Here is a 26,461-nt window from a genome sequence, read left to right as displayed (position 1 = left end):
CGAAATCTACGCCCTCTTCTTCAGTTCTTGTATCGTTAAAGCTATCCCGATGTCAAATGTTGTGGCTGGAACAGGTCCAATCTGCCGTTTGTATTTTTCTCCGCTCAATACAAGCGGCTCTTCAGTCAAGTACAACATCTCGATAATTTCCCTCATCACGGGAACCACCAAGCCTAATACAGAGAGCCCCAGCTTCTTGAGTGTAATTACAGGTTTAGCGCGCCCACTTGCTTGTTGAGCAATTCTGACAATTTCCCTGCCTGAGATCGTGCCTGCCCCTGGAATATGCCAGTTCTGGTTGTAGGCATGATCTCTTTTTGCAAGCTCTACAATCATTTGGGCTGCATCTGACAAATATACGAATTCCCGAGGAACTTGCATATTCCCAATAAAAAAGGCAGCTTTGCCTGCGGCAATTGCTTCAAGTGTAGAGCCCAGATAGGAGGCCTGATTCGCTGTTATGGCGTATCAATGCGGCACATAGATACTCCTCTTACGAACCTATTCTTTTGATACTTTGCTTTCAACAAAAAACACGCCTCCAACGGGGGCGTGTTTTTAAATATGTGGTAAATTGTTAAAATGGATACAAAACCTTTCTGTCGTAACGCTCTTCGTGCAAGATGCCCTATTACGAGCAGCTATTTTTTATTGGCTAGTAATAAATTAACAATCGAATCTAGTTGAAGTTCAAGCGAATAAGGATCTTCCATTACAAATTCATCGCCTTTGTCGTCAAATGAACCATACATATAGACGTTGCCCTTCTTTACGGCCGCAAGACCCTTCCATATACTGCTATTTAACACATCATTCGCCCCCTTATCATGGGAACCATATACAAATATATGATCGCCCGCATATTCAGGCAGCACTTCTAATGAGATAGTCTCAAAGCCTTCCTTCATATCCAAGGCTTTCTTTGTAGGAGGGAGTCCCAGCATCTCATAAATGGTTGAGCTGCCATAATTGCCACCTTCCGCCGCTAACACGTACAAAGTTTTGTTGGCCACTTGTACGATAGAGACCGTTTCGCCTTCCTTAATGATCCCGGCAATTTTCTTCTTGGCATCTTCTACATTTTGCTTGTATCCCGTTATCCATTGCTCCGCTTGCTGCTCTTTCCCGAAAATTTCACTGATTCTGCGGAATTTCTCCAGCGGCCCAGCTGTAGAAAGACCTTCCCAATAAGGAAGAAACACCGTTTTTCCAATCTTCTGATAATCCTCAATATTTTTTTCCATCGAACCTATAATTAAGTCAGGCTCCAAATATGTTAATTTTTCTAAATTCATAGGGAAAGCGCCAAGATCCTCAATTCCCGCTATGAGATCTTTGGAAATGCCTGCTTTCTCTATCCATGCCTCACTAAGCATAAAGCTTCTCACACCGACTGGAATAATTCCCAGCTTTAATAAATGACCCATATACTGATCAGAAACTACCCGCTTTGGTTCTGCTGGTATTTCCACATCCCCTTTTAGCGTCGATACTGTTCTTGTTTTGGCCTGCACACCTGCTTGTGCATCTCCATTCGACTTCTCGCCAGTTGTAGGGGCAGTCGTTTGATTCGCTTCCGTTTGCGTGCCTCCAGTTGTATTAGCTTGTGTTGAACAAGCTGCCAGCAGCAACGATAAGCAGAGCACCACCGTCATTGCCGTTACTTTGATTCTGCCTTGCATGTGTATGTCCCCTCTCGCCTTGTATCGATATTGATAATCAATATCATTATAAAGTCGAGACGGCTTCTGCTGAACGGCATATGTTAACATCGTAGTGGGCAAATCTTGATGCCAAGACTGCTGCAATCGCTCTTTTTTAAAACGGACGGGAGATAAACCTATGTACTTTTTGAAGCTGCGGCTTAACGAATGTGCATCTGGATAACCTACCCTCTCCGCAATTTCCTGCAAAGTCGCGTCTGTCTGCATCAGCAGTTGCATCGTTCTTTCCGCGCGGACTTGACCAAGATAATGGATCGGGCTTGTGTGCATATGTTTTTTAAACGTTCTGGACATATGCCCTGCACTACATCCCAATTGTTCCGCAATGGACTCTAATGTAAGAGGCTGCCTGTAGTGCTCGTGCATGTAAGCAACTGCTTGCGCCATTAAATCCGGCTTAAGGGGCTGAGTACCTTGACGATGAAGCTGTGCTAATAGTTCATACACAAACTGATAAAGCAAAGCTTTAACATGGATATTCCCAAGTTCCGTTGAGTGACGCCATGCTTGCTCCAACAGCTCTACTTTGTCATATAAGGATAATGGCTGATGCGGTGCAAAAGCATACTGGCATTGAAAAGGATTTTCTCTTTCCAGCAGTTGTTGAATATCTCTGCTGCTGGGCAAAGCAAGAATCGTCTTATACAGAATGAGATAATATTCAAGTTCATCCTCTGTGACGATGTTTAAGCACATCCCTTTTCCACCATGCAGGACATGGAATCGTTCTACCTTGTGCACGCTCTGGTCCAGCCAGATCTGGGCATTTCCACGTATCGTATATAAGAATGCACTGGTCGGCAGTCGGTAGTTTCGTAATCCCTTGTCTTTATGCAAAGTCACATGTCGGACATCCATTACTTTTATAAATACATGATTCCAAAGCAAGATGTGATCATTTAATTTCATAACTTTATGCTCACCCCGATCAAAATCATCACCTAGACCTACTCTAGTTACGTCATTTAAAACATAGTTTCATTATAGTTGATAATCATTCTCATAGGCAATTAAAGTTAAGCATTACATTTGTGAACTCTGTGAACTGCTGTGAAATTGCAGGAAGTATTTGGAGGTATAGCCAGACTCCGTTTATTTAAAGTGAGCTCACAAAAACAGAAAGACATCGGAGATCACCGATGTCTTTCTGTTTCATCTGACAGCACCTATGTTATTATTATGAAGCATGGATCGCAAATGATTCCGCAGCTGCCGCCAGATAATAGGCCAATCCGATCTGTTGATCTTCAAGCATACGAAGATGGAAATCATCACTCAGAAAATATCGGGTTTGTGCTACAAATTCTGCTGCTGATACTGGATGCACATGAGTGTTCAGAAATTCAAGATGCTTGTGCAGTAAGCTTGAGATTTCCAGATCATTGTGCTTCTTTCCTGCTCGCAATGCACCTGCCAAACTCGACATAAATGTCGTTGCCTCCGCAGCTATATCATTCATCTGCTGAGTATCGATTTGAACCGAATCGAGCAGCTCATAATCATACGTTTCTTTTAAATAGTTATGCTGCTCCGTCATGGCTTCCTTCCACGAGTCCTCGCTTTCAAATCCTTTAAACAGATCTTTATCGGTCATCTGTTCTCCTTTCTCCAAGCTCGTTATGGAAGTTCTTAATGTGTTAATGATTGTATCCAGCCGTTGTTTACGAAGACAAAGCTGCTTTTCTTGTCTTGTAAGGATGGCTGCGCGATCTGGCTCTTCTTCAAGCAGCTGCTTAATCTGATCCAAAGTAAAGTCTAGTTCTCTGTAAAGCAAAATTTGCTGCAAACGCTCCAACTCTGTTGTTCCATATAACCGATATCCAGCCTCACTAATTTCACAAGGCACAAGGAGACCAATTTTATGATAGTGGTGAAGTGTTTTTACAGTTACGTTTGAAAATAACGACACTTCTTTTACGGTATAGTGTATGGTAATCACCCCCTTCTTCTTTAAGCTTAGGGGCTCCTCTAAGGTAAGAGTCAATACTGGGTTAGAAAATAAATGACTTGTATTTGCTCCGTCAGGAACTTATCAACGCTGTGCTCAAAGTCCATAACCGCTCAGCATGGCTGCTGTCGACCGCATATTGGGGGTAGCTTCTGGAACCGAATATGTTTTTCATTTGTGCGATACCTGTTTCACTGATGGAAGGCTGCATGATCTCTCGTTTATGATTGATTAACTGGCCTGTAACACTACAAAATTCATCCGAGGTGCAAATATGATAATAGTTATCTGCCATGCCTGCTGGCAAAGGATTCGTCAAATTTTGTGCCCATGCAAGCCCCCTCCACATAGGACTCATCTTGTTGATCGTTTCTTTGGAAAGTTTAACGCGGTTTATTTGAAGCGCGTTTATATGAATTCCCCGGTTCTTGAAATGCCTGGCCATGCAAAAGGTTAATATCAATAAGGCCATTTTAGAATCTCCGTACATCTTATATGCGCTATGATGTCGTGTGCACTGGTGTTCGCCACGCAAATTATCAAAGTCAATCTTTCGGTTTGGATCAAAGAAATTTTTGATATTTGTTGTGCAGGCGCTAAGGATACGCGGGTTTTCCGATTTCTCCAAATGATCTGCCAACAAATGATTCATAAAAGTGGGGCCAAAAGCATTTGTTGCGAATGACAATTCGATATGCTCAGGGCTGAGCTTATACTCTTTCTCACCATGGTTTAAGTGTGCGGCGTTATGGATTAAGATGTCCACACGGGGATAATTATCTTTAACAGACGAGCAGAAGGAACGAATTGAATCAAAGGAAGAAACATCAAGCTTCAGCAGATCTACGTTTGTATTTTGTGAAGACTCAATAATTTCGTTCTGCACGTTTCTGCTGATCCCCAAGTTCCGACAAGCCATGACCACATGGTAGCCTTCTATCGCAAATTTCAAAGCTGCTGCTTTACCAATCCCTGAATTCGCTCCTGTTATGATAACGATTTTATCCTTCATGTCGATTACAACCTCCAAAAAGATGATTCGTTAGATCTATCGTTCGTATCCAAGCTATTAGGATGACTGCAACGGCCCGCTGACCATGAAGTTTAATTGTGCAGATGTAAGGATTCGTTCATTAGGTGAGGGAAGATCTAGCCAATATTTGATTATACTTATTTATATTGCCATCATCTTCCCATGTTTTTACTTATATAAAGATTGTCTCTCATTTATACACCCCCATTCAATAATTGAACAAGCGATTTGTATATTTATTTTGATATTACTAGACCAATACATCGTTTCAGTTCAAAGACAAAAAAGCTGAAATTACAACAAGTTGAGCGAAATAACGCTTCTTCAGTTACAAAAAAACACGCTCCATGCAGCGTGTTTAATGTAAAGGTATTTATGTAAGCTGCTCTAGCGCTGGTTAGCTTGAATAGAGCGAACAATACGTCCGGTCAAACCGTCCTGCCAGCAAATCTTCCTTACGAATAAAGAAATGCAGCACGCCGGCGTCCCACCAGCAGAATCCTATGTCATCATCGGAATCAAGCTCAAGCAGCATCAGAGTATCTTGAATCTCTAGCTTAGCCTTCTCCTCATCACCTGCAAAATGATTGGTTATTTTCTGGAGCGCTTCCTTAGCCTTGTAGTTGTAATTGGCTCCTGTCAACATCATCAAAGCCGCTTCAATTTCAGCGTCACCGTGCTGACCCTCTGGGTAGCCAAATAATTTGACCACATCACCCGTCTGGCTCTCGCTTATCTCATCACACAAATCTTCGTAATCTTCATAACCAAACGTTTCATTTTCGATCAGGTCATCGTCGACGTAAGCATAATTGGGTGGTTCGAGCGACCCTCTTGCGTCAAGCTGGTATCCGCAAAATCGTTCTTCTAGTGCAGTCTCTTCAGGAGACAAGCGGTGCTTAGCGGTCGCAAGCTGCTCATCCTGCAAATAGAGTACACGATGTTGAATATGATAAGCTGGCTCGTCTATGCCTACAAAAAAGTAAAGCATGCCGCCTGCAGGCAGAAGTCTGGATTCATCATGGATTGCCATATCCTTCAGATTCAGTTGAAGTAAAAAAGTCATCGGTACGCCGTCTGTCGTCAAAGGCCAATCGAGATGGGGAGGAAGGTCTGGATCTCCGCCGACTCTGGAGGTACAAGGAATATGGTAATTTGCCTTCTCGGCTTTTACGCCTCGAATAACGTTCCTTGTCTTCTCAAGTAGATATGGCAAAACATGCATACACTGATGGTCGAGGAGCAACTGCTCCAATCGATTACGATGTTGTTCACTTAAATTCATGATCATCCTCCTCCATGTTTATAGATTAATTTTATACGTTGATCGCGGATGCCTCCATAGTGCGTTATACCCAGCCTTTCTCTCCCGCATACCAAAATGGCGACACAGGAACAGATCCTGCACCGCCATTTCGATAAAACCCAATTGATTAATCGTGGAAGTTTGTACCATCCGTTACAGGCTTTACATAGCCGGTACGGATGACAAAGTCGCCAAAATGCTCGCCTTGGCTGCGCTCAGCCGCATAATGATTAATGATCGGCTTTAACGTGTCGACAATTTCATCTTCACCAATGTTTTCGCGGTATAACTTGCTCATGCGATCGCCAGAGAAACCCGCACCCATGTACATGTTATATTTCCCAGGTGATTTGCCGATAAATGCAATCTCTCCTAAAGCAGGGCGCGCGCAGCCATTCGGGCAGCCTGTCATACGAATATTAATCTCTTCGTCACGCAGACCTGCCTTCTCAAGGATCGGTTCCAGCTTATCGATTAGCGACGGCAAATAACGTTCTGCTTCTGCCATTGCCAGACCGCAAGTCGGCAGTGCTACGCAGGACAATGAGCTTCGGCGCAGCGCAGAATATTGAGCGCCTTCCGTAATGCCGTATTCCTTCAACAAAGCAGCGATTGCTGACTTCTTTTGACTGGTTACGTTCGCAATGACCAAGTTCTGATTAGCCGTCAGACGGAAATCGCCGGTGTGTATCTTGGCAATTTCACGCAACACCGTTCTAAGCTTGTAGCCTTCAACATCTACGATACGTCCGCTTTGAATGTACAATGTTAAATTCCATCGATTGTCCTTGCCTTTAATCCAGCCGTAACGGTCACCCGTATGATCAAACTTAAACGTGCGCGCAGGCGCAAGCTCCCAGCCCAATCGATCGTGTAGTTCACTCACAAACCACTCCAGACCGTGCCGGTCGATCGTATATTTGAAACGTGCGTTTTTCCGTACGGAGCGATTACCATAATCACGTTGGATCGTAACGACCTTTTCTGCCAGATCCAAAATCCGATCTGCCGTGACGAAGCCTATGACACGAGCAAGCTGCGGATACGTAGCCGTATCGCCATGTGTCATGCCCATGCCGCCGCCAACACTGACGTTAAAGCCAATCAGCTTGCCGTCCTCTACAATAGCGATAAGCCCAAGGTCCTGCGAATAAATGTCAACGTCATTGGAAGGAGGCACGGCAATCCCGATCTTAAACTTTCGTGGCAAGTATACAGGACCGTAAATCGGCTCCACCTCAACAGCTGCGTCCGCATTCTCCAGACTGTCCACAATCTTTTCATCATCCAGCCAGATTTCATGGTACGCAGGTGTTTTAGGAGCCAAATGTGAAGTCAGCTGCTGCGCCCAATAGTAGATCTCGCTGTGAATGTCAGACTGGTAAGGGTTTGGATTACACATGACGTTGCGGCTAACATCACCACAAGCCGCCAGCGTTGTAAGCAGTGCTTCGTTGATTTCTTGGATCGTTTTTTTCAAATTCCATTTTAATACCCCGTGGAGCTGGAATGCCTGCCGTGTTGTTAAACGAATGCTGCCAGTGCCATATTTATCAGCAAGCTCATCCATAACGAGCCATTGTGCTGGAGTGGATACTCCTCCGGGGGTAACTACACGGAGCATAAACTGAAAGTACGGCTCCAGCTTTTGTTTTTGCCGCTCATTGCGGTAATCACGGTCATCCTGCATATAGCTGCCGTGGAATTTAAGCAGTCGGTTGTCCAGCTCCGGCAAGCCGCCAGTTATACGATTTGAGAGCGATTCAGTCAACGATCCTCGTAAATAGTTGCTCTCCTTTTTCAATTCCTCTACGTCACTTGGTGGCCCGCCGATTGGCTCTACCTTATATTTGTTTGCCATTGCCGTTAGCTCCTTTACCCCCATGATCGGTTCATCTGTACATATCTATAAAAGGATTGCTTATCACATTTGCAAGTGTGTTATTCCTTAGTATACGTCACGCTGATAACGCCCCTGTTCTTGAAGCTCTGACAGATACTGTGCTGCCGCTTCTGGGGATTTGCCGCCATGCTGTTCAATAATTGCAAGCAAAGCAGCCTGTACGTCATGCGCCATGTGCTTCTCATCTCCGCAGACATACACGTGAGCGCCGTCTTGCAGCCACTCGTACATCTCTTTGCCATTTTCCAGCATCCGCTGCTGTACGTATACTTTCTCTTCCGTATCTCGAGAGAACGCAACATCAAGCTTCGTTAATATGCCTTCCTTCAACATGCGCTGCCATTCAGTCTGATACAGGAAGTCTGTCACGAAGTGCCTATCGCCATAGAAAAGCCAGGTTTTCCCCACTGCCCCCAGTTCCTCACGCTCCTCCAAAAAAGACCGGAACGGCGCCACGCCTGTGCCAGGCCCCACCATAATGATCGGCATATCCAAATGAATCGGCAGCTTGAAGTTTGGATTATGCTGGATAAAAATTGGAAGTTGTGCGCCCGGTTTAAGGTGTTCGGCAATGTGACCTGAGCAAACCCCTTTACGATTGCGCCCATGTGCTTCGTACTCCACTTTCCGGATCGTCAGATGTACTTCCTCTGGATGGGCATCCAGGCTGCTCGCTATAGAATATAACCGCGGCGGCAGCTTACGAAGCAAAGTCCCAACGTCTCTGGGAGCTAGCGTCCACGGTGCATAATCACGCAGCAGATCAAGCAGATCGCGACCGTTTATATAGGCTTTCAGTTCCTCTTTATGTTCCGGTTTCACCAGTTCAGCCAATTTCCCACTGCTGGAATAGGCAGCTGCTTTTTCTAGCAGCGGCTTCGTTAATACTGTAATTTCGTAATGATGAAGAAGAGCATCGTATAGTGTAGAAGCCTCGCCATTTTTACCGGTAATGACCGTCTCCTCCGGACTCCATTTCATAGCCGAAATCACTTCATTTACCAAAGTCGGGTCATTCTGCGCGTATACGCCAACCGCATCACCAGGCGCATACGTCATACCTGATCCTTCAAGCGACAGTTCCAAATGACGTGTTTCGCGGTCTGAGCCCCTGCCGTTTAAGTTCAAATTATCCAGTACTTCCGCTTTAAACGGATTCGTCCGTGAATATGCAGAATCACCTGCAGTAGATGTTGGTGCAGACATATCACCAGATATGGCAGCCGAAGACACTGGGGTCGCAGCGGCTGATGATGATACTGTGGCAACAGTTACTGCATCATTTATGGCTGCTAGCCAGCCTGAAGCTGCATCCTCAAAATCCACGTCACAATCTACACGGTCCACGATCCGTGCTGCACCAAGCTCCGCAAGCTTGCTGTCAAAGTCCTGTCCTGTCTTGCAGAAGAACTCATACGAGGTGTCGCCGAGTGCAAGGACGGAGAACTTCATTCCATCCAGCTTTGGGGCACGCTTGCTATGCAAAAATTCATAAAAAGTTAATGCATTATCCGGTGGATCACCCTCGCCATGTGTGCTGACGATTACAAACAGGTAACCTGCTTTCTTTAGGTTGTTTGTTTTGTACTGATTCATAGCTGAAAGCGTAACCTCGAATCCTTCGCCTTTCAGCGTATTCGCCAACCTCCCTGCCAGCCGCTGCGAATTACCAGTCTGAGAGCCAAACAAAATCGTTGCTTCGCGCGGACCTTGAGTAACAACTGCTGCTGCAGGAAGCTCCTGTACCTCACTTGTCGTCAGTAACGCTGTCGTATTGCTAACTTGATCCGTACGATAAAAAGCTAAATATCCCCCAAGCCAATGTAACTGGGCCTCCGTTAAGGTAGGAAGCAGCTTATTGATTAACTCTGCTTGCTCGTTTGTAAACGGACTATTTGTCACTTGAAGATGCACCATATCCACCCCACATCAATCTCTTTAAATCCGACCACATTACTTTGTTTTATCTTCACTTATACTATCGCAGTCTCATCAAAGGTTCAATGATATTCATCGATATTGGTCTATAAGACTTTTTGAAGCATTCATAACTTTTGATTATAAAGCTGTTTTTTAAACACATGATATATGGATCAACAACCCTTTATTCTCTAATACTTAGTCAAAAGTTCATACGTCGGACCGCGAGTCCATTTCAGCAAGAAACCTTTAAACAAACGTTACAGGACACGGTTATCCTTTTACAGCAACGTTTTTAAATGATGAGTCCAAGTTAATTAAACCCTGATCTCATCGCTGTCTGTATGCTTGCTTAACTAGATTCTAGTTAGCAGGACTCACTCACCTAAATAACCAGTGCTCCCTTTTTATGCTTTTTATATGTCCTATCTCTACCTGCCGATGAGTTTCTAGAATTTGTTCTAATAAATAGTGTCTATAAGTATCTATCTATGACCGTTTGCATCTTTCTTTTCTCTTTTCCCCATCAGCCCTTTGATTGTGAGGAAATTGATGTCCTCGACGCATTCTTTTGCAACCTCATATCCTACAAATGATACATATTTACCAATCGGAGCACGCGCCCTTTGACAATTCCTTTTCGGGGCCATGTGGCCTTTCCTTATTAGGTGGATTATATTGTTGATCTGCAGCACACACGATATAATGACAATATCAAGGTCGTGAAGAACACGCCGCTTCCGTACAATAGCTATCCTGATACCGTTGTGTTGTCAGGATGGAGCCATTGTACGGAAGCGGCTTTTGTTGTTTTGCCAGAGACAACTGCGTTGAAGCCACTTTTTTTGTTTTGTCAGAGGCAATTGTGTTGAAGCGACTTTTTTGTTTCGTAGTACTTTGAATTAATTAGTAATGGAAGGGTGGATGAACACATTGTCAAGATTTGAGCAGCACTACAAGGCGTGGTTGCAGGAGAACCTGAATAAGGAGGACAACGTTAGAAGAAAAGAGCTACTTAGGAAAGGACTTGGCCATGGCACTGTGGAGTTTCTTCGACTGATATGGTTTCCAGTAGTGGGCAATATGAATCATCTGTTTCCAGAGTGGGAGGTTCGTGACTTCAACAATGGCTATCGTTATCTGGATCTTGCCTACATGCCTGCTGGCGCTAAAGGAGGGATTGAGATTCAGGGATATGGGCCGCATGCCCGAGATCTGGATGTGAGGCGATTTAAAGATTTATGTCGGCGGCATTGCTTGTTAGCGCTAGATGGGTGGACATTCCTGCCGATTGCCTATCCTTCTATTGTCGATGAGCCCAAGCAGTGTCAACAACTTGTGCTCTCATTTATAGGTAGGTTTATTGCCTCTGACGTACAGTCCTCCTTATCCTGGATCGAAGCCGAAACAGTTCGATTTGCACGCCGACTGTTACGGCCCATAACACCAACAGAACTTGCTAATCATCTCAGGGTGAGTGATCGTCATACTAGGCGGATACTGCATAGGCTTGTTCAATTGCAAATACTGGACATTGCAAGCGGACAACAACGAGCTCGAAGCTATCAGCTGAGATTATAACTTTATATCGTGCGTATTGCTTCATACGCAAACTTAAGGCTGGCTGTGACATAGACAATACTGGCGGACAGAGAAGCCGTTATTTATAGTGTTCAGCTAGTTATGGTAAATTTAGCGGACGTTGGTTCCGCTATTTACTTATTAACACCAGTATTAACTGATTAGATGGAGGATAACGCATCTCATGTCCGCGTACCTACGGAAATCAGCAAAAAACGAGAAATAGCGGAACATCAGTCCGCATATTTCTGACAAGTGTATGAATAATAGCATGCTAGTGTGGTGACTGAATTCTGTTAAGCAATCTACACGGTATAGAGACAGTATGACAGTATATGTAACAAGATAAACTATCTTCACGTGCGTAAGAGCCACTGGCTCGCCCTAGAACTGCTTTAAAAATCAACAAAATCACGCCTATAAGGGCGTGGTTCATCACAGATGTATGGGTGTAACCTAGGGAATGGGACACCAGCAGCCCCATTGCTACCATCGATTACTCTTTCATCATCGGGTTTATGATTACCACTAGATGCGTGTCTCCTAACGTTGGACATAATTTTAAAACCTCTATACGTTATTGTGCCTTGAGCAAGCTATCTACGATAACTTGAAGCTGCTCATCAAGAGAGTAAGGATCTTCAAAGGAAAATCGATACGGATTACAAAAATATACGCAATCCTTTCGAACTGCAGGTAAGCTCCTCCATACTTCACTGTCTATTAACGTAGAAGAATCGCCATAAATGGATATAAAAATATGGTCACCGGCATATTTAGGCAGCATCGAATAAGCAATTTCAATACTCAATGAGACTTCGCCAAGCTCCTTGCGCTGCAAGGAGGGTGCTTGCAGTTGCAGGGCTTGATAAAGGCTGAAACTCCCGTATCCCGCATGCCGCCCCAGCACAAATAGCTTCCCATTCAACAGCAGCAAATTCGTGACTGAGTATCCATGCCCGAGCTTGCTTACGATCCTTGACCTTGCCTGTTCCATTCGACACTCGTAGTCTTCGATCCACTGTTCTGCCAGATCGGACTTGTTGAGTGTACCGCCTATTAATCGAAGCTTCTCCAATGGACTAGCGCTCTGATAAGGGATTAAAAGCGTGGGCGCAATTTGTTCGAGCATCTCATATTGCTGCTCATTTTGCGTCACAATCAAATCCGGCTTTAGTCTGGTTACTAGGGACAGACAGATGGGAAATTCGTTTCCCAGATCGACGGTTCCTTGCAAGCTGCAATTCCTTTTCTGTTCGGAAGACATAAACTCTTGCCTAAGCATTCCCGTTCTGGCCCCTACAGGCTTCACACCAAGCTTAAGCAGCTGTCCCATATATTGATCAGCAACAATGCGCTGAGGACTGGTTGTAAGCGTGAGGCATCTCAGCGAGCGCTGTTTGTTTTGTGCATATTGACGAGGCGATTGCCCTACAATTTGCTTAAATCGACGATTAAAATAATACTCATCCCGATAACCAACAGTCCGTGCAATGTAAGATAAGGGGCCGCCAGCGAGCAGCAGCTTCTTGGCCTCTTGAATTCTCAGATCGGTCAAGTAATCCGTCACACTCCGATTCGTTAGCATACGAAACAATTCGGTAAATTGCCTTCGGCTAATTCTAGCCTCCATAGCTAGCTTATCAACTGTAATGTCTTCATGATACGCCGCATGCATATAATCGATCGCCTGCTCAACGGCTTTCTTGCTGTCTTTCTTCGTATCATGCTGTAAGTTGCGTTCTACAAGAATGAACATCATCCATTCCTGAAAGTGCATATGATTCGCCAATTGCTGCAGCGGATCGGAGCTCCATCTATCTTTAAAGAGCTGGTCCAATCCTCTTGAGAGACGCTGCCAGGATACTTTCCACAAATAGTGGTGAGGTAGGAACACAGAGCGACTGCAATTAAGACGGCCAGTACGTGTATCCGTATTCACATACGACGGATCGGCTGCATCACCTGAATCGCCCGTACGCTGAATCGCATAGGAAATGATATAACAGGAAAAGGGTCGTTCCCTTGGATTGCTTATTTGAATGGTGGACGATGGGTCAAGTGCAAGTATTTCTCCTGGATGAAGCTCGACTTTCTTATGATCTTCTTCTATGCAAAGGCTTCCCCTAATCATTACAATGAGCGTGGGTTGATTAATCACATAACGGAATGAAGTCTTCGTAACACTTGAATCGTATCGATCGATATGTAGAAGCGTAAAAGAAATGGAACGAGGTATACGCTCTGTCTGAGTCCGCAATTCAATCATAGGCTTCCATCCTTTCTGGCTCCATTCTATGTTGTAAAACAATGATTTAAAGATAAAGATTAAACCCGTTATCCACAAAGTCGTAGAGAACGGGTCGAGATTTGTCTGGAGTAAGATATGCTCATTATTTATCTGACAGACGTTGTCAGAAGGTCAAGTATAATCTTTAATTGTGCTTCCATGGAGTAAGGATCGTCCATTACAAAAATAGTCGAATCGTAAAAATAGACTTGATTGTTCTTAACAGCAGGGATGCTTTTCCAAAAATCACTATCCAGTAATTCCTTCGCTTTATCCTTGTTCACTACCGTTATGAAAGCGTGATCACCCATGTAATCAGGAACCTTTTCAAGCGACAGCTCCGTACTGGCCATATCTTTGTTACGCAGCTCTTCAGCCTTGTTAGTCGGTTTCAGCTTCAGGTAATCATAGACGATCGTGCCACCGTATGCTCCTTTGGGACCAAATACATACACATTTTTATCAAACACAGCCATGACGGATACCGTCTGACCTTCCTTTAGGTTACCGGATTTAGCAATTTGCTGCTGTGCATTTATTAGCTGGCTCTCAAATTGTTTGATCCACTCATTTGCTTCGTCAGTTTTGTCAAACAACTCGGCAATTTTAAGCAGCTTGTCCATAGGAGATGCATAGCTTTCTGACCAATAAGGAATATGAACCGTAGGCGCAATCTTACTGTATGCCTCCTGATTGTCTGGGAGAGAACTAATGATCAGATCAGGCTCCACCAAAGTAAGCTTCTCCAAATTTAGAGGAAATCCTCCTAAATTCTCAATACCGTCGAGCGTGCCCTCCTTCAAATTCGAGAGCGGCATCCAGGCTTCCGTCAGCATATTCTCGCGCACGCCGATCGGCTTTATGCCAAGCTTAAGCAGTTGGCCCATATACTGATCGGAGGCAACTCGCAAAGGCTGCGCAGGAACATTCGTCACGCCAGAAGCATGCTTAAAGGGACGTGTAGGCAGATTGGTAACGTCGTCGGATTGCTTGCTCGTACAGGAAGTTAGTAAGAGTGCAACAAGTCCTACCAGGCATATTCGTGCTGAAATAGTTCGTATCTTAATCAATTTCTTACCCCTTTACATTATATTATAAAAGATAATAATAATCATTATCAATAATTATATGTGTATCGGGCCATTGTCTCAATGGAAATACAGGCGATTTTTTTATACTTTGAAACGATGACTTTCAAAGCGCCGCAAGATTCTCTGAATTGTTAAACGTTATGCTTATATGACGCTGACACAATATTGGCAGCACTTGCTTCCTTGTTATACTGCGGAAGACAAATAATCGTCTAGCCCTTTTTCAAGAGAGCTAGACGATTATTTTTGCCATCAGGAGAATGATGCTCTTGATTCATTTATAACAACTTTACAGCTGCTCCGCTTCTACGCTAAGAACATAATCAAATTCCTTGATGTAATAGTAGATCTCTGACAAATAATAATGATTGGGAACGGACAGCACCAGATCCATCCGCTGCCGTGCGCTGTCGAGATCCTTGATCTTAAAATGCCTGATTTTAAATTCGGCTTTATCGCTTGACTTTCTGCCCTCTGATACAGGTGCAGGAATCCGTTGTATATGTCTAATGAGCTCGGTCATGCGAGAATTCGATTCTACGACAACCTTTAGCGACACATCGTATCGATTCAACTTTTCCCATCCAAGAAGTTTCATGAGGCTGGGAATCAGATTGACGGCTGCAATCAGAAGCAAAATACCACAGGCTGCTTCCTTATAGAATCCGGCCCCGATAGCGATCCCTAGTGCTGAAGCGGACCAGATAAGGGCTGCGGAAGTCAGTCCGGAAATCACCTCATTGCTTCTTCTTAAAATAACCCCGGCTCCAATAAAGCCGACACCACTTACGATCTGAGCAGCGAGACGCATCGGATCCATATTCGGATGATTCTCACCGCCGAACTTTCCAAATGCTTCAATAGAGACAATCGTCAGCAAGCAACTGGCAATACAAATGACCATACTGGGGCGCATCCCCAACTGCTTCTGTTTCATTTGTCGATCAAGTCCGATGAGTAGGCCGAACAACAAAGCGAGTGTCAATTTTATCATCATAATTATCATTACGATCACCTCTTGGATCTATGTTCATATTTGAATGCGCAAATTGCTTCTCCAGTAAAAGAGGATCGAAATTTATCCGATAAGCTTCTCGCATCTCATTTAAGCTATTATAATTATACTTCATCTCCTATCCGTGTGGCACGTCATGAAGCACTTGGAACGGAATTGGATGTATAGATACGGAAAGCACACGGAATGACGAACTGACTCTTTATTGTACCCCTATAAATTAATGTGCCACTGCTCCAACTTGGGCTACATCCATTATGTACTCTCCCCTTTCTGGCAAAAATAAAAACCCTCTGAGCACCCAGAGAGTCAAAACCACCTTAAAACTCGTCCTAAGCTCCTAATTACTTAACGAGTATTAATCGGACCATTGCTCCAGCAACGCTGGAATTCCTTTAACCAGAAGCTGGTGGTACACTTCGCATATATCATCAATTTCAACCGTATTCGAGCCTAGCAGCATTTGCATAACAATACCATCAATCGATCCTATCAACAACGAAGCAAGTGCTTTATTATGACGGGTTGGTTGTATATCATAAACGCGCTGCAGCAAATCATCTACATGGCCAATCCAACTTTGGTATTTCTCCTTAAACTTAAGCGATATATCTTCGTTTCCAAGCATAGCTTCTTGTGCAAGATAGAACTGGATTCGATTGTCATCCTTTTTGTTAAATCGTTTTTTCAAATCCCTCTCAATTTGCTCAATCGCTTCCGCACGACTATATTTTCCTTGCTTTGTGTCCTCTGCCATGCGAGAAGATACAGAAAGGCTCCGATCCATGGCATCATATAGAATATCTTCTTTGCTTTTATAATGGTGATACAATGCCCCAGTACTAAGCCCCGCCTCATCAGCGATCTTCCGCATCGTTGTGCCCGCAATACCTACTTGAGAGATAACACGATTTGTAGCATTAAGAATACGCAATTTTCCCTTTTCGATCATTGTTTCCTCCCCCAACCTAGTAACTTCATCTATATTATAGTGTCTCTTTGAACATTGAGCTGATCACGAGAGAGCATTTCTAGAATCTCTTTATAAAAAGGGTACCCAGTTTAAATGGCTTTGTGTGTGCTAAATTACACAGACAACACAAGTTACCTCTTAATACAATAAAACCGAACAGTTGTTATGTTTTTATTTTAACAACTTCATACTTAATTGCAACGCAGTAAAGTGCAAGGCAAACACGCTTCCAACAACATAAGGAGGGTACACCATGAATATCCCTGTGTGGCAGTACAGCATTAGTATGATCGGTTATATCGTATTACTTCTTGTTATTGTCGGTGTCATGCGCAAACATTATAAGTTTGCACATTGGTTCTGGATTGCTTCTTTACTCACATTCCCGTTATGGCTCATGGGAGGAGTAGAAGGATGGTTTCGTTGGGCCAAGATTTTGAGTGTAATTCTGCCAACCATTTTTGTGGGATTCATTCGAATTGCCAACTATGAGAAACGAGAAGGTCGGTTTTGGAGTGCGCTGCAAAAAGATTGGGTATTATGGTTTGTATACGGTGTTCTTTTCCTTAATATTATGGAAGCTACGATTAAAGACTTTACAATGGGAAATACGTTTAACGCGCTGACTGGTCTTTTATTATGTATTACGATTCCTTTCGCGCCTAAGTACTGGAAGATATCCAATCAAAAGCATGGCGATCTTATTGTGTATACGACAATTGGCTGGAACTTCATGTATACCACTTGGAATGCTGCCTTTGTATATGCCGAAAGTCCAAAGTTCTTTGCAAGCTCGTTATGTATCCTGCTCGCGGCTGAGCTTTATCCAATTATTAAACGCCGCCCAGAACTATACATAATTGCGCGGGTGTATACGTTAGCAGCACATTTGCTTCTACGTGCCTGCTTCGTTAACCTGTTCCCAACGCTAATGGATGCTTCCTCCTGGTATAACGCAGATGTCATGAATTACTGGGGTATCGCTAACTTTGTGCTCATGGTTCCATTTGTATTTTGGCACATGTGGCAGCTGCATACAGGTAAAGCTGAGGTCAGTTTCCGACGTGGTCGTACAGAGCTGAATTAACGGAGCACCCCTATTTGCAAAAAAATGAAACAGTAGCAAATGGCTACTCTTTGAATAAGGTCCACTAAAATACGTGCGCTTATCATGTTAAAACTACAAATGATAACAACTTTTGAAGGCGAATATCTCATTTCATTCTGAATGAGAGTTCGCCTTTATTTTTCGCTATTCTTTTCCCAATACGAATGTTGGTGGATTTAGCTACCATATATGGAGCACGTCTATGCCGAAGCTGAAGCGTTACTTGAAGAAGGGTGAGCCATATCAAATCGTGCATGTAACCGATGAGTCCAATAACGAAAACATCCGGTTGACCCTCAAGGCCTTAAAATTACATAAACAAGGGAACATTCTTCAGCGAGGAATTGGATACAAACAAAACAAAAAAACGGCATATCTGCCGTTATAGATTACGTAACTGGTGGGTTCTGAGGGGCTCGAACCCTCGACCTGATGATTAAGAGTCAACTGCTCTACCGACTGAGCTAAGAACCCATATTAAAATGTTAATGGTGGAGCCTAGGGGGATCGAACCCCTGACCTCATCGCTGCCAGCGATGCGCTCTCCCAGCTGAGCTAAGGCCCCGTGTAATTTATGTTACGTCAGACGTTAAGTCATCCGAAAAATCCACGTGTACCAAGGTCTTCCGATGTTGTGTTTCAAGACTGTGTTGTAATCGACTTAAATAGTATAGCATATATAAATGTAGGTTTGCAACAGTTATTTTCATATAATTACAGCAGGCTATATCCGATAGTTTAGTCCCCTTCATCTCTCCTCCAGGAGGATTCATATACTTCCGATGATCCCAACATATGTAGGTTTAAACGATATTCTAAAATGATCTTACCCTAAAATCATTTGGATCCTATCCAGATCTATCAGATGAAATAGAGTAATAGGAGAACAAGCTCCTGCTTAACCACAAGAAACCTCCCCTCCCACTATGATGTGGAAAGAGAGGCTTCTGCTACAACTTTGTACAGATCAAGTCTATTCTAGAACGCACTTTGCTGTAAAACGAGCTCGAAAGCATAACGCTTCGCTGCCAATCCAAACTGTAATAGACGTGCCGTCACCATCGGCACCCCAATTGACTATCCAATTGGCGGCGGACTGCTGGACAGCAGCCCTGCTGCAATGAATAACAAGAGCGCCAAGAACAGCTCTAATCTAATGCCCCCGATGAGTCCGCTCCAACTACTCTCAGCTAGCTCAGGGTTTGAAGCTGCACTCGCCAGCTTCGGCATAAGCGCGTAACGATGATACGCTGCCAGAACCAGTACAAGCGCGAACAGCATTACTTTGGCGATCACCATCGTGCCGTAAGTGCTGTTCAGCAGCCCTTGCCAGCTGGCAATCTTATTAAGTGCCAGCGCAACACCTGAGATGCCTGCAGCAATCATCATTGGCAACGCCAATTGTGCAAAGCGCAGCAGCATCCTGTTCCAACGCTGCAAGAAGGCGCTGCGCTGTGTTTCCGCCGGCTTTATGCTGACGAGCAGCAAGCCGATAAGCCCTCCGCACCACACAGCGGTTACAACAATGTGCAGCACATGCATCCACACCATCAGCGATAGCCCGCTTTCCGGCGAGTAAGCATGTCCTGTCAGCGGAAACGTTAAGGCTAGACCAGCGTACAAAATAACACGTATAACTCGCCATGCTCCTTGTTCCAGCTTCAATGCCATCGAGATGGCTATTACCAATGCCAGACCGATGCGTGTTAGCGTCATCCATCCCAGCATAGTTGTGCCTAGCAAATGTCCAATCGCTTCCGCTGTGCCGATCCCGCTTAATTGGCTGCCGATGTCATACAATCTTAAAGCCCCGCTGATCGCCAGCACAGCAGCTACCACAGTATACAACCATGAACTGAACCAGCGGCTAGCTGAATATCCACGTTCTTCAAGAGGAATGAATATCCAATCTCTGAACAAAAATACAGAACCCAGGAGCACAATCGCAAGTATGTCTATGATACGAAGGAATGCAATTCCTCCCTTTAGACCCGCTCCACTACCAGCGGCAGTATCATGCTGATGTGCTGTCTCATTGTGCACATGCACATGTTGTTCCTGTGCAGTCGCTTCATTGTCTGAGCCAGCAGCTTGATTGGAAGCAGCATCGGTGTTGCCACCTTTGGAAACAGAAGAGTCAGAGGTTGATGCGCCAGGCGTAGACACTGTTCCTGAAACTCCCTCTGAACCTGGAGGAACACCACCATTGCCGTCAGGCTTAGCGGTCGTCTCTTTCGATGCTTGACTCGGGTCAAGTTGAGCAGACGGTTCCTGACTTGAAGCGGACTTAGATTGGTCCCCTTGGTCCCCCGCTTCGGACCCTGCCTCTACCTTTTCTGCGGGCTTCGATCCACTGCCAGACAAAGCCTCTTTAGAATTCCCTGACTGTTCCGTTTTCTTCGAGTCTATGTTGTTAGCGTTCTTCGTACCATTGCCTTCCTTATCCTTAGTTGTCGCACCCGGCTTAGATTGGACTGGCTTGCCACCAGCCGTTTCGGATTTGGAACCGGAAGGCTTTTGATCCTTGCCAGCACCATTAGAAGAAGCTGGCTTGTCCGTTCCTGCCCCAGGCTTCTGTTCCGGCTTCTTCACAGGTTCTTTAGGCTTATCTGGCTTTGAGCCGCCTGAGGTTCCAGAACCCGCCGCTGGCTCATCGTCCAACGAAACCGTATCGGATGGCCCTGTCTTTTTCAGCTTCACACCAACCGCAAAGCGAAATGAATCCTCAGTGACATGTGTATCCACGGATAACGACTGCCATTTGACCGTGTAGACACCGTCTGCCAACTTAAATCCAGTCAACATAAGCGTGCGATCCCCCGCCGCGCTTTGCTTGGCAGACACCACATTCCCTTTCTCATCCACAATCGAGACGCTGCTGAGCTTCGTATCGATATCTTCTGTAAAGGTTACATGAAGATGATCAGGCGCGGTAGTAAGCTCCTCTTCCTGCTTGGGATAAGAATTAGCGACATAAGCATGTGCTTGTGCCGCTGGGATGGGGAGCAAGCATACGATCATCATACAGATGATGATCGCTGCCGCCCCTTTATTTAGCCATTTATACATGTGGCCGCCTTACTTTGTATATACGTGGATGGCTGCACGTGTTCCGCCTACCGCAGGGAAGAACTCAAGCACAGCACCCGTCTTGTCTACAGCAGCACGCAGTGATACTTCGCCTTTAGCATCATAAGCGCCTACTTGGGCTTGGATGATCGAAGCGTCAACCATCGTTGTACCATTTTTAACCGTTACAGCTTTATCATCGAGCGCCTTGCCGTTTACATATACAGCTGGCTTAGGATTAACTTTTTCCACTGCTACTTTAAAGGTGCCGTTTTGAACAGTGTACGTCATTGTGGCTTCATAGTTAACGCTGCTGTACTGACCTTCTTGCTTCTCTTGTGTTGCTGGCTTCGCACGAAGCAGATAAGCATCTGCCGGACCTGTTTTAAAGGAAACAAGACCGTTTGCATCTGTCTTTAAAGCTTGCGCTTCGGAATTGCTGCGGCGAATCAATGATACGTCTGTGTCTGCCAACGGCTTGCCCTTCAGAAGTAGCTGTACTTTAACTTGCTGGTCTGGCGTAATAGCAGCCGGATTAAACTGCGGGACAAACTCCGCGCGATCCGTTGTCACTTGCTTGTTAAAGCCCTTTAACTGAGCAATACGCTGCAATGTAGGCAGATCGCTGATTGCTACAAAAGACTTCGCACTGCGTAAAGTACGGGAAGCCACTTCGCCGTTCTTAAAGATACTGTCTCCCTCAGCCGAAATAATATAAGCACCTGGAGAAGAGCTCTTCAACGAAGCAATGTAGCCGTTGTTCATCCCAGGATTCTCTGTATCCGTAATTTCACCTGTATAGTACAAGGTGGAGGAAATATCAACCTTCTTGCCAGCTGGTGTCGTCGCATACACTTTTGTCGTGTCTGTACTCCATTTTCCTTCAATCCGATAACTTGCATGATGATTAGAATGATTGCCGAGTTGTAGATCGACATAAGCAACTTCTCCAGCACCTACAATTGGCGCATGAGTCTGTGACCAACCGTCATGAGCCATAGCTGGAATAGCCATTGTAGCAGCAACGACCGAAGCAATAAGAATGGAAAGTAATTTTTTACGCATGTTTTGTTTCCTCCCTAGAATTTTTCATTTTTAGATATCACGATTATTGTCGAGTATATTTATTGTAAATGTGATATTTATCATTGAAATGACTAACAAGAGTCATTAAATGTGAATTTTTTGTGAACAACGCAAAAAAACGTCAAAACATAAGTTCCGACGCTGCTGCATTGAAATAAATGCTAGTTATAGACTAAAGTTATCAACTAACCTTGCGTTATAATCTTACGGACAAGATTGTGAAAAATGTGGCAATATTAAAGGGGAAGATCGGTCATACAAGAAGCCAAACATGCTAGTGGGGGAAATAAGGACAATGGAGTTCAATGGAGCGCTCTGGAATCCAGATCATAATACGATAAGAGCACAACAGTAGTTAAATGGATACAGCGGCAGTCCAGGGCTATATCCCAGTCCTCCTCTGCCGCTATTTCATTATCATTTCAGTTTATTGCTTATATTCTAAAGCTGAAGATTCTATATTCGTAAAGTCGCCCGAATCCACATCTCCAATTCATAGCCTCATTCTCATCGAACAACTACTTATTCGGTCACAAGATTATTAACTGTTGTTTGAAATGTCGTTCAGGTTGTCCTTGGACAGCAGGGTATTGAGCTCTTTCATAAACATGTTAATGTCCTTGAATTGACGATACACCGAGGCAAAACGAACGTACGCTACTTCATCCACCGGATACAGTTGCTCCATAACCAATTCTCCAATATCACGGCTTTCAACTTCCGCATGGGCTGTTGTACGGAGCTGTTTCTCTACTTCAGATGCGATTGTCTCTAATCGTTCAACCGATACAGGACGCTTCTCACAAGCTCGAATAAGTCCGCGCAGCAATTTCTCTCGACTGAACTCCTCACGGCTTCCATCTTTCTTTATGACGATCAGCGGTGTTTCTTCAACCATCTCAAAGGTTGTGAAACGACGACTGCACAATTCACACTCACGCCTGCGACGGATTGATTTGTTGTCATTTGCAGGCCTAGAATCAAGCACTTTGGTTCCAAAGTGATCACAATAAGGGCACTTCATCGGCATTCCCCCCACTTCTTTATCTTTTTCAAAAAAATCCCAATGGTTATGTGTAATGATATTCGCAACTTTGCGCACAATACAATTACCAACCGCAAGGAGGTGAACAAACATGAGCCAAAGCAACCGTTCCAGCAACAACTTAGTAGTGCCACAAGCAACTGGTGCTCTCGAGCAAATGAAATTCGAGATCGCACAAGAACTCGGTATTGCGATCCCGCAAGACGGGTACTACGGTAACATGGCGACTCGTGACACTGGTTCCATCGGTGGATATATCACGAAGCGTCTTGTCCAAATCGCAGAACAACAACTTGCAGGTCAATACAAATAATGATCCGTTGAGGCGTCGCGTCGAGCAGAATCATCTGCTTGTCCGACGCTTCTTCACTTATGATCCCGCTGCTATCGTGTCAAGTTCCATACACACGTTTATACTTCTCATAATAATGGAATACCCGCTGCACGTACAACTTTGTTTCGTTAAAGGGAATTTGTTGTTTAGCGGATTCAAGCGTTCCGTCCCACTTATTCGACCGCAGCCATTCACTCACATTGCCTGGTCCTGCGTTATATGCAGCTACCGCAGCAACTGTATTACTGTCATATTGTTTGATCAGCGACCTTAAATACCAGGTGCCAATCTGAATATTCGGATCTGCCTCTCGCCTCAGTTCATCTACCGTCCACATTTTTCGCAGTTTCATTTGTTTCATCGCCCAATCGGCTGTAGTTGGCATAAGCTGCATCATGCCAATCGCACCTTTCCGGGATTCTCTTCCGATCTCATAATTCGTTTCAACGCGGATAATAGCCGCTACCAGCAGCGGATCCAGATCCTGCTTTTCAGCATGTTCACGAATCGTGTCCTCATAGTGAATGGGATACATCCAACGTCCGAGCCATTGGGATTGGACAAAGAGCACAAACATAAAACCAAGGAATAACACAAGCAGCACGCTCTTTTTACGCAAAATTCGCATGAGTTTATTCATAGCAATCCCTTTTGACTAAGGAATTCATGAATTTGGCGTGCTGTATGCTCAATCCCTTGATCGTTATAGATGACATAATCTGCTCGTGATCGTTTCTCTTCAATATCCATCTGCGCAGCCAGACGGAGCTTAGCCTGTTGCTCTGTAAGGCTATCTCTCTTCATCAGACGTTCCAACTGAACTTGATGTGGAACGTATACCACCATAACCGCTTCAAATAAACTCTCCATCCTGGATTCATAAATAAGGGGAACGTCCACCACAACCAGCTTGTCCGGCTGTTCCTGTTCGTAGCTGCGCATCTGTTCCAACATGCGCTGACGTATAGCTGGATGTGTAATTCCCTCTAGCGCCTTCCGTTCCGCCTCATCTCCGAACACAACCGCCCCAAGCCGCTTGCGATCCAACGCCCCATCCTGCAGCAGCATGTCCTGACCGAAGCGCTCCGCGATCTGTGCCAGCACCGGACTGCCAGGAAGCACAATCTCCCTGGCAATTCGGTCAGCATCAACAAGACGCGCACCTTTATCCACCAACATGGCAGATACCGTGCTTTTTCCGGAAGCGATACCTCCCGTAAGCCCAATGTTCATGCTTTCACCTCATTTCCGCTTTGAAGAGCAATCTCTAAAACAGTTTCATAATTCCCATAATGATAAGCAAACATCCCGGCAGAAAGGAGAGCTTACGAATCCAACTCCATTCAGCAAACCGTATGCCAAGCCGAATCCCAAACAGCAGAAAGCTGCCGCTGAACAACGCGATCACAATCGCAGTCAAGATCGGGGCAAAACCAAGCAGCGCAGCGCCAATTCCAGCACCAAACGCATCCAGAGATAACGCTACGCCAAGCCATGCCGCCTCAGCCGCACTGATCGTACCCGAACGATCAATGTCTGCTGCTTGTGGAGTTCGCAGTATTTGAATAATGATGCCTAATCTTCGCAACTGGAACTCAATTACAGGTCTAGAAGGATTCAACTCACCTGTACTCGATAAAGTAACATCTGAACAGTGTTCTTTAGCCGTCCCCGCATTGTCATAGAGAACTTCATGACCTGTTGTGACAGGCTGAGAGCGGACAAGCTGTATAACAGAGAAACATCCTATCGCAATCAAAATAAAGGAACCAATCCACCGTGCGACGGTATCAGAGAACCAATGAATAATAACGGAACCGACCTGCATCGACAGCAGTATAATAAGTCCCGAGCATACGGAAATAATGACAATGGACAACCACGGAATACGCAGCTTTCTGATTCCGTAAGTCATCCCTACCCCAAAGCTATCTAAACTTAGGGCAAACGCCAACACAATTAAAGATGCAGCATGAACGAGCAACCTTATTCCCTCCTGCTCCTTGCCTGATTTGAGTACATGCAGGCTGTAAACTGTTGTACCCTATCATATGGGCTGGAGCGGATATAGGTGCATACTGTGCTGTCTAGAATGATGTATTCGTATGATTTGTTATGTTCAAAAAAATAACCGTAACGATTACGATTGAGCCATTTGCCGCATACGCTATGCGGCCTCCTTAACTATCTGCACTTTATGGACGCGGCTGGCATCGGGAACACGTATGTGTGCCTCGACCGCCAACCACCGACTTTTCAATGATGTGGCCACAAGTGACACAAGGCTCTCCCTCACGCCCGTATACTTGAAGCTGATGTTGAAACATCCCCATCTCCCCTTGTCCATTCACATAAGACTTTATAGAGGAGCCTCCAGCTTCTACAGCATCCTGCAAAGTGACCAGAATGGCGTCGTGCAGACGCTGCACTTGCTCATCCGTCAACGAATCTGCAGCTGTAAGCGGGTGAATGTTGGCGCGGAACAGTGCCTCATCTACATAAATGTTTCCCAATCCAACAACAACATGCTGGTTCAGCAGCACCGGCTTAATAAAGCTCCGACGCCTACGGAGTACTTCACCAAGCACTTTCGCATTGAACTCAGAACCAAGCGGCTCGATTCCCAGCTTGTGCAGCGGCGGCAGCTTCATCTCATCTCCCGGCTTGAATAGATGCATCGTGCCGAACTGTCTGACGTCCTTATAACGAAGCTCGGTTCCATCTTCAAAGTGAAAAATGACATGTGTATGCTTCTCAACAGGCTCATTCGATGCGAATACGCCATATCGTCCTTCCATACGCAGATGAGACACCAGCACCAGCCCATCCAATTGGATGAGCAAAAACTTGCCGCGTCTACCTACTTCTTGTATCGTATGACCCGATAACGCAGCACAGAACGCTTCTATTTCTAAAGGACGTTGTATAATTCGAGGCAGCGTTACCGTCACCTGTTTTATTGTTTTGTTTGTCACTAGTGAATTTAATGTACGTTTAACCGTCTCTACTTCCGGTAATTCTGGCATATCTATCAC

20 protein-coding genes, 2 tRNA genes and 1 pseudogene are annotated in these 26,461 nt (G+C 44.9%); 3 read left to right on the top strand and 20 right to left on the bottom strand.

Translation table 11 applies throughout. The features are described from left to right. Positions 1-6 precede the first annotated feature (6 nt). The 7 genes and pseudogenes from MH117_RS00750 to MH117_RS00720 all read right to left on the bottom strand — a co-directional run. A pseudogene (locus tag MH117_RS00750) lies at positions 7-468 on the bottom strand (Rossmann-fold NAD(P)-binding domain-containing protein); the annotation flags it as partial. 173 nt (positions 469-641) lie between these two features. Beyond that, the gene (locus MH117_RS00745) at positions 642-2,633 is read right to left on the bottom strand and encodes an AraC family transcriptional regulator (protein WP_239326422.1); all 1,992 of its coding nucleotides are present in this window, start codon (positions 2,631-2,633) and stop codon (positions 642-644) included. A 268-nt stretch (positions 2,634-2,901) separates the two neighbouring features. Next, complete coding sequence (locus MH117_RS00740) at positions 2,902-3,654, bottom strand: MerR family transcriptional regulator (protein ID WP_239327708.1); 753 nt, start codon at positions 3,652-3,654, stop codon at positions 2,902-2,904. Positions 3,655-3,745: 91 nt separating this feature from the next. Then, a complete protein-coding gene (locus MH117_RS00735; RefSeq protein WP_239326420.1) occupies positions 3,746-4,684 on the bottom strand; it encodes an SDR family NAD(P)-dependent oxidoreductase in 939 nt (312 codons plus the stop codon). Positions 4,685-5,102: 418 nt separating this feature from the next. After that, on the bottom strand, positions 5,103-5,990 hold the full coding sequence (locus tag MH117_RS00730) for a YwqG family protein (RefSeq protein ID WP_239326418.1): 888 nt from the start codon (positions 5,988-5,990) through the stop codon (positions 5,103-5,105). Positions 5,991-6,138: 148 nt separating this feature from the next. Continuing rightward, a complete protein-coding gene (cysI, locus tag MH117_RS00725) occupies positions 6,139-7,872 on the bottom strand; it encodes an assimilatory sulfite reductase (NADPH) hemoprotein subunit (RefSeq protein WP_239326416.1) in 1,734 nt (577 codons plus the stop codon). Between the two features lie 87 nt (positions 7,873-7,959). Further along, entirely contained in the window at positions 7,960-9,828 is a 1,869-nt protein-coding gene (locus MH117_RS00720; protein WP_239327707.1) for an assimilatory sulfite reductase (NADPH) flavoprotein subunit, read from the bottom strand. A 939-nt stretch (positions 9,829-10,767) separates the two neighbouring features. Between MH117_RS00720 and MH117_RS00715 the strand changes: the two genes are divergently transcribed. Beyond that, positions 10,768-11,415, top strand: coding sequence for a transcriptional regulator (locus tag MH117_RS00715; RefSeq protein ID WP_239326414.1), 648 nt, complete (start codon positions 10,768-10,770; stop codon positions 11,413-11,415). A gap of 577 nt (positions 11,416-11,992) precedes the next feature. Here the strand turns inward: MH117_RS00715 and MH117_RS00710 are convergent. The 4 genes from MH117_RS00710 to MH117_RS26455 all read right to left on the bottom strand — a co-directional run bounded on the left by MH117_RS00710 (position 11,993) and on the right by MH117_RS26455 (position 16,763). Continuing rightward, positions 11,993-13,684, bottom strand: a complete 1,692-nt coding sequence (locus MH117_RS00710; RefSeq protein WP_239326412.1) for a helix-turn-helix domain-containing protein — start codon at positions 13,682-13,684, stop codon at positions 11,993-11,995. Positions 13,685-13,812: 128 nt separating this feature from the next. Further along, positions 13,813-14,775: an ABC transporter substrate-binding protein gene (locus tag MH117_RS00705; RefSeq protein WP_239326410.1), complete on the bottom strand. Its 963-nt coding sequence runs from the start codon at positions 14,773-14,775 to the stop codon at positions 13,813-13,815. 310 nt (positions 14,776-15,085) lie between these two features. Continuing rightward, positions 15,086-15,802: an MgtC/SapB family protein gene (locus tag MH117_RS00700; RefSeq protein ID WP_239326408.1), complete on the bottom strand. Its 717-nt coding sequence runs from the start codon at positions 15,800-15,802 to the stop codon at positions 15,086-15,088. Between the two features lie 367 nt (positions 15,803-16,169). Further along, positions 16,170-16,763: a TetR/AcrR family transcriptional regulator gene (locus MH117_RS26455; RefSeq protein ID WP_275444459.1), complete on the bottom strand. Its 594-nt coding sequence runs from the start codon at positions 16,761-16,763 to the stop codon at positions 16,170-16,172. A gap of 274 nt (positions 16,764-17,037) precedes the next feature. Between MH117_RS26455 and MH117_RS00690 the strand changes: the two genes are divergently transcribed. Next, a complete protein-coding gene (locus MH117_RS00690; RefSeq protein WP_239326406.1) occupies positions 17,038-17,871 on the top strand; it encodes a hypothetical protein in 834 nt (277 codons plus the stop codon). A gap of 419 nt (positions 17,872-18,290) precedes the next feature. Here the strand turns inward: MH117_RS00690 and MH117_RS00685 are convergent. The 5 genes from MH117_RS00685 to nrdR form a co-directional block, all read right to left on the bottom strand. Then, positions 18,291-18,366: transfer RNA gene (locus MH117_RS00685), tRNA-Lys, on the bottom strand. Positions 18,367-18,381: 15 nt separating this feature from the next. After that, positions 18,382-18,457 (bottom strand) — tRNA-Ala (locus tag MH117_RS00680). A 512-nt stretch (positions 18,458-18,969) separates the two neighbouring features. Further along, positions 18,970-20,961, bottom strand: a complete 1,992-nt coding sequence (locus MH117_RS00675; protein ID WP_239326404.1) for a copper resistance protein CopC — start codon at positions 20,959-20,961, stop codon at positions 18,970-18,972. A 9-nt stretch (positions 20,962-20,970) separates the two neighbouring features. Next, a complete protein-coding gene (locus MH117_RS00670; protein ID WP_239326402.1) occupies positions 20,971-22,026 on the bottom strand; it encodes a DUF4198 domain-containing protein in 1,056 nt (351 codons plus the stop codon). A 562-nt stretch (positions 22,027-22,588) separates the two neighbouring features. Continuing rightward, positions 22,589-23,071 (bottom strand): transcriptional regulator NrdR, encoded by a 483-nt coding sequence (nrdR, locus tag MH117_RS00665; protein ID WP_239326400.1) that lies wholly within the window; start codon positions 23,069-23,071, stop codon positions 22,589-22,591. A gap of 112 nt (positions 23,072-23,183) precedes the next feature. On the opposite strand from nrdR, the gene MH117_RS00660 reads away from it, so the two are divergent. Next, positions 23,184-23,405, top strand: a complete 222-nt coding sequence (locus MH117_RS00660) for an alpha/beta-type small acid-soluble spore protein (protein WP_028546229.1) — start codon at positions 23,184-23,186, stop codon at positions 23,403-23,405. Between the two features lie 79 nt (positions 23,406-23,484). On the opposite strand, the gene MH117_RS00655 is transcribed toward MH117_RS00660, so the two are convergent. The 4 genes from MH117_RS00655 to mutM all read right to left on the bottom strand — a co-directional run bounded on the left by MH117_RS00655 (position 23,485) and on the right by mutM (position 26,452). Further along, positions 23,485-24,066 carry a lytic transglycosylase domain-containing protein gene (locus MH117_RS00655; protein WP_239326398.1) on the bottom strand — a complete coding sequence of 194 codons (582 nt, stop codon included), beginning with the start codon at positions 24,064-24,066 and terminating at the stop codon, positions 23,485-23,487. After that, on the bottom strand, positions 24,063-24,659 hold the full coding sequence (gene coaE / locus MH117_RS00650) for a dephospho-CoA kinase (RefSeq protein ID WP_239326396.1): 597 nt from the start codon (positions 24,657-24,659) through the stop codon (positions 24,063-24,065). Before coaE ends, MH117_RS00655 begins: the two co-directional genes overlap by 4 nt. A gap of 34 nt (positions 24,660-24,693) precedes the next feature. Next, on the bottom strand, positions 24,694-25,410 hold the full coding sequence (locus MH117_RS00645) for an MntP/YtaF family protein (RefSeq protein ID WP_239326394.1): 717 nt from the start codon (positions 25,408-25,410) through the stop codon (positions 24,694-24,696). A 211-nt stretch (positions 25,411-25,621) separates the two neighbouring features. Further along, positions 25,622-26,452 carry a DNA-formamidopyrimidine glycosylase gene (mutM, locus tag MH117_RS00640; RefSeq protein WP_239326392.1) on the bottom strand — a complete coding sequence of 277 codons (831 nt, stop codon included), beginning with the start codon at positions 26,450-26,452 and terminating at the stop codon, positions 25,622-25,624. Positions 26,453-26,461: the final 9 nt, after the last annotated feature.

Source organism: Paenibacillus sp. ACRRX (assembly GCF_022346885.1).
Lineage (GTDB): Bacteria > Bacillota > Bacilli > Paenibacillales > Paenibacillaceae > Paenibacillus_B.
This window is presented reverse-complemented; position numbering and strand designations above follow the sequence as displayed.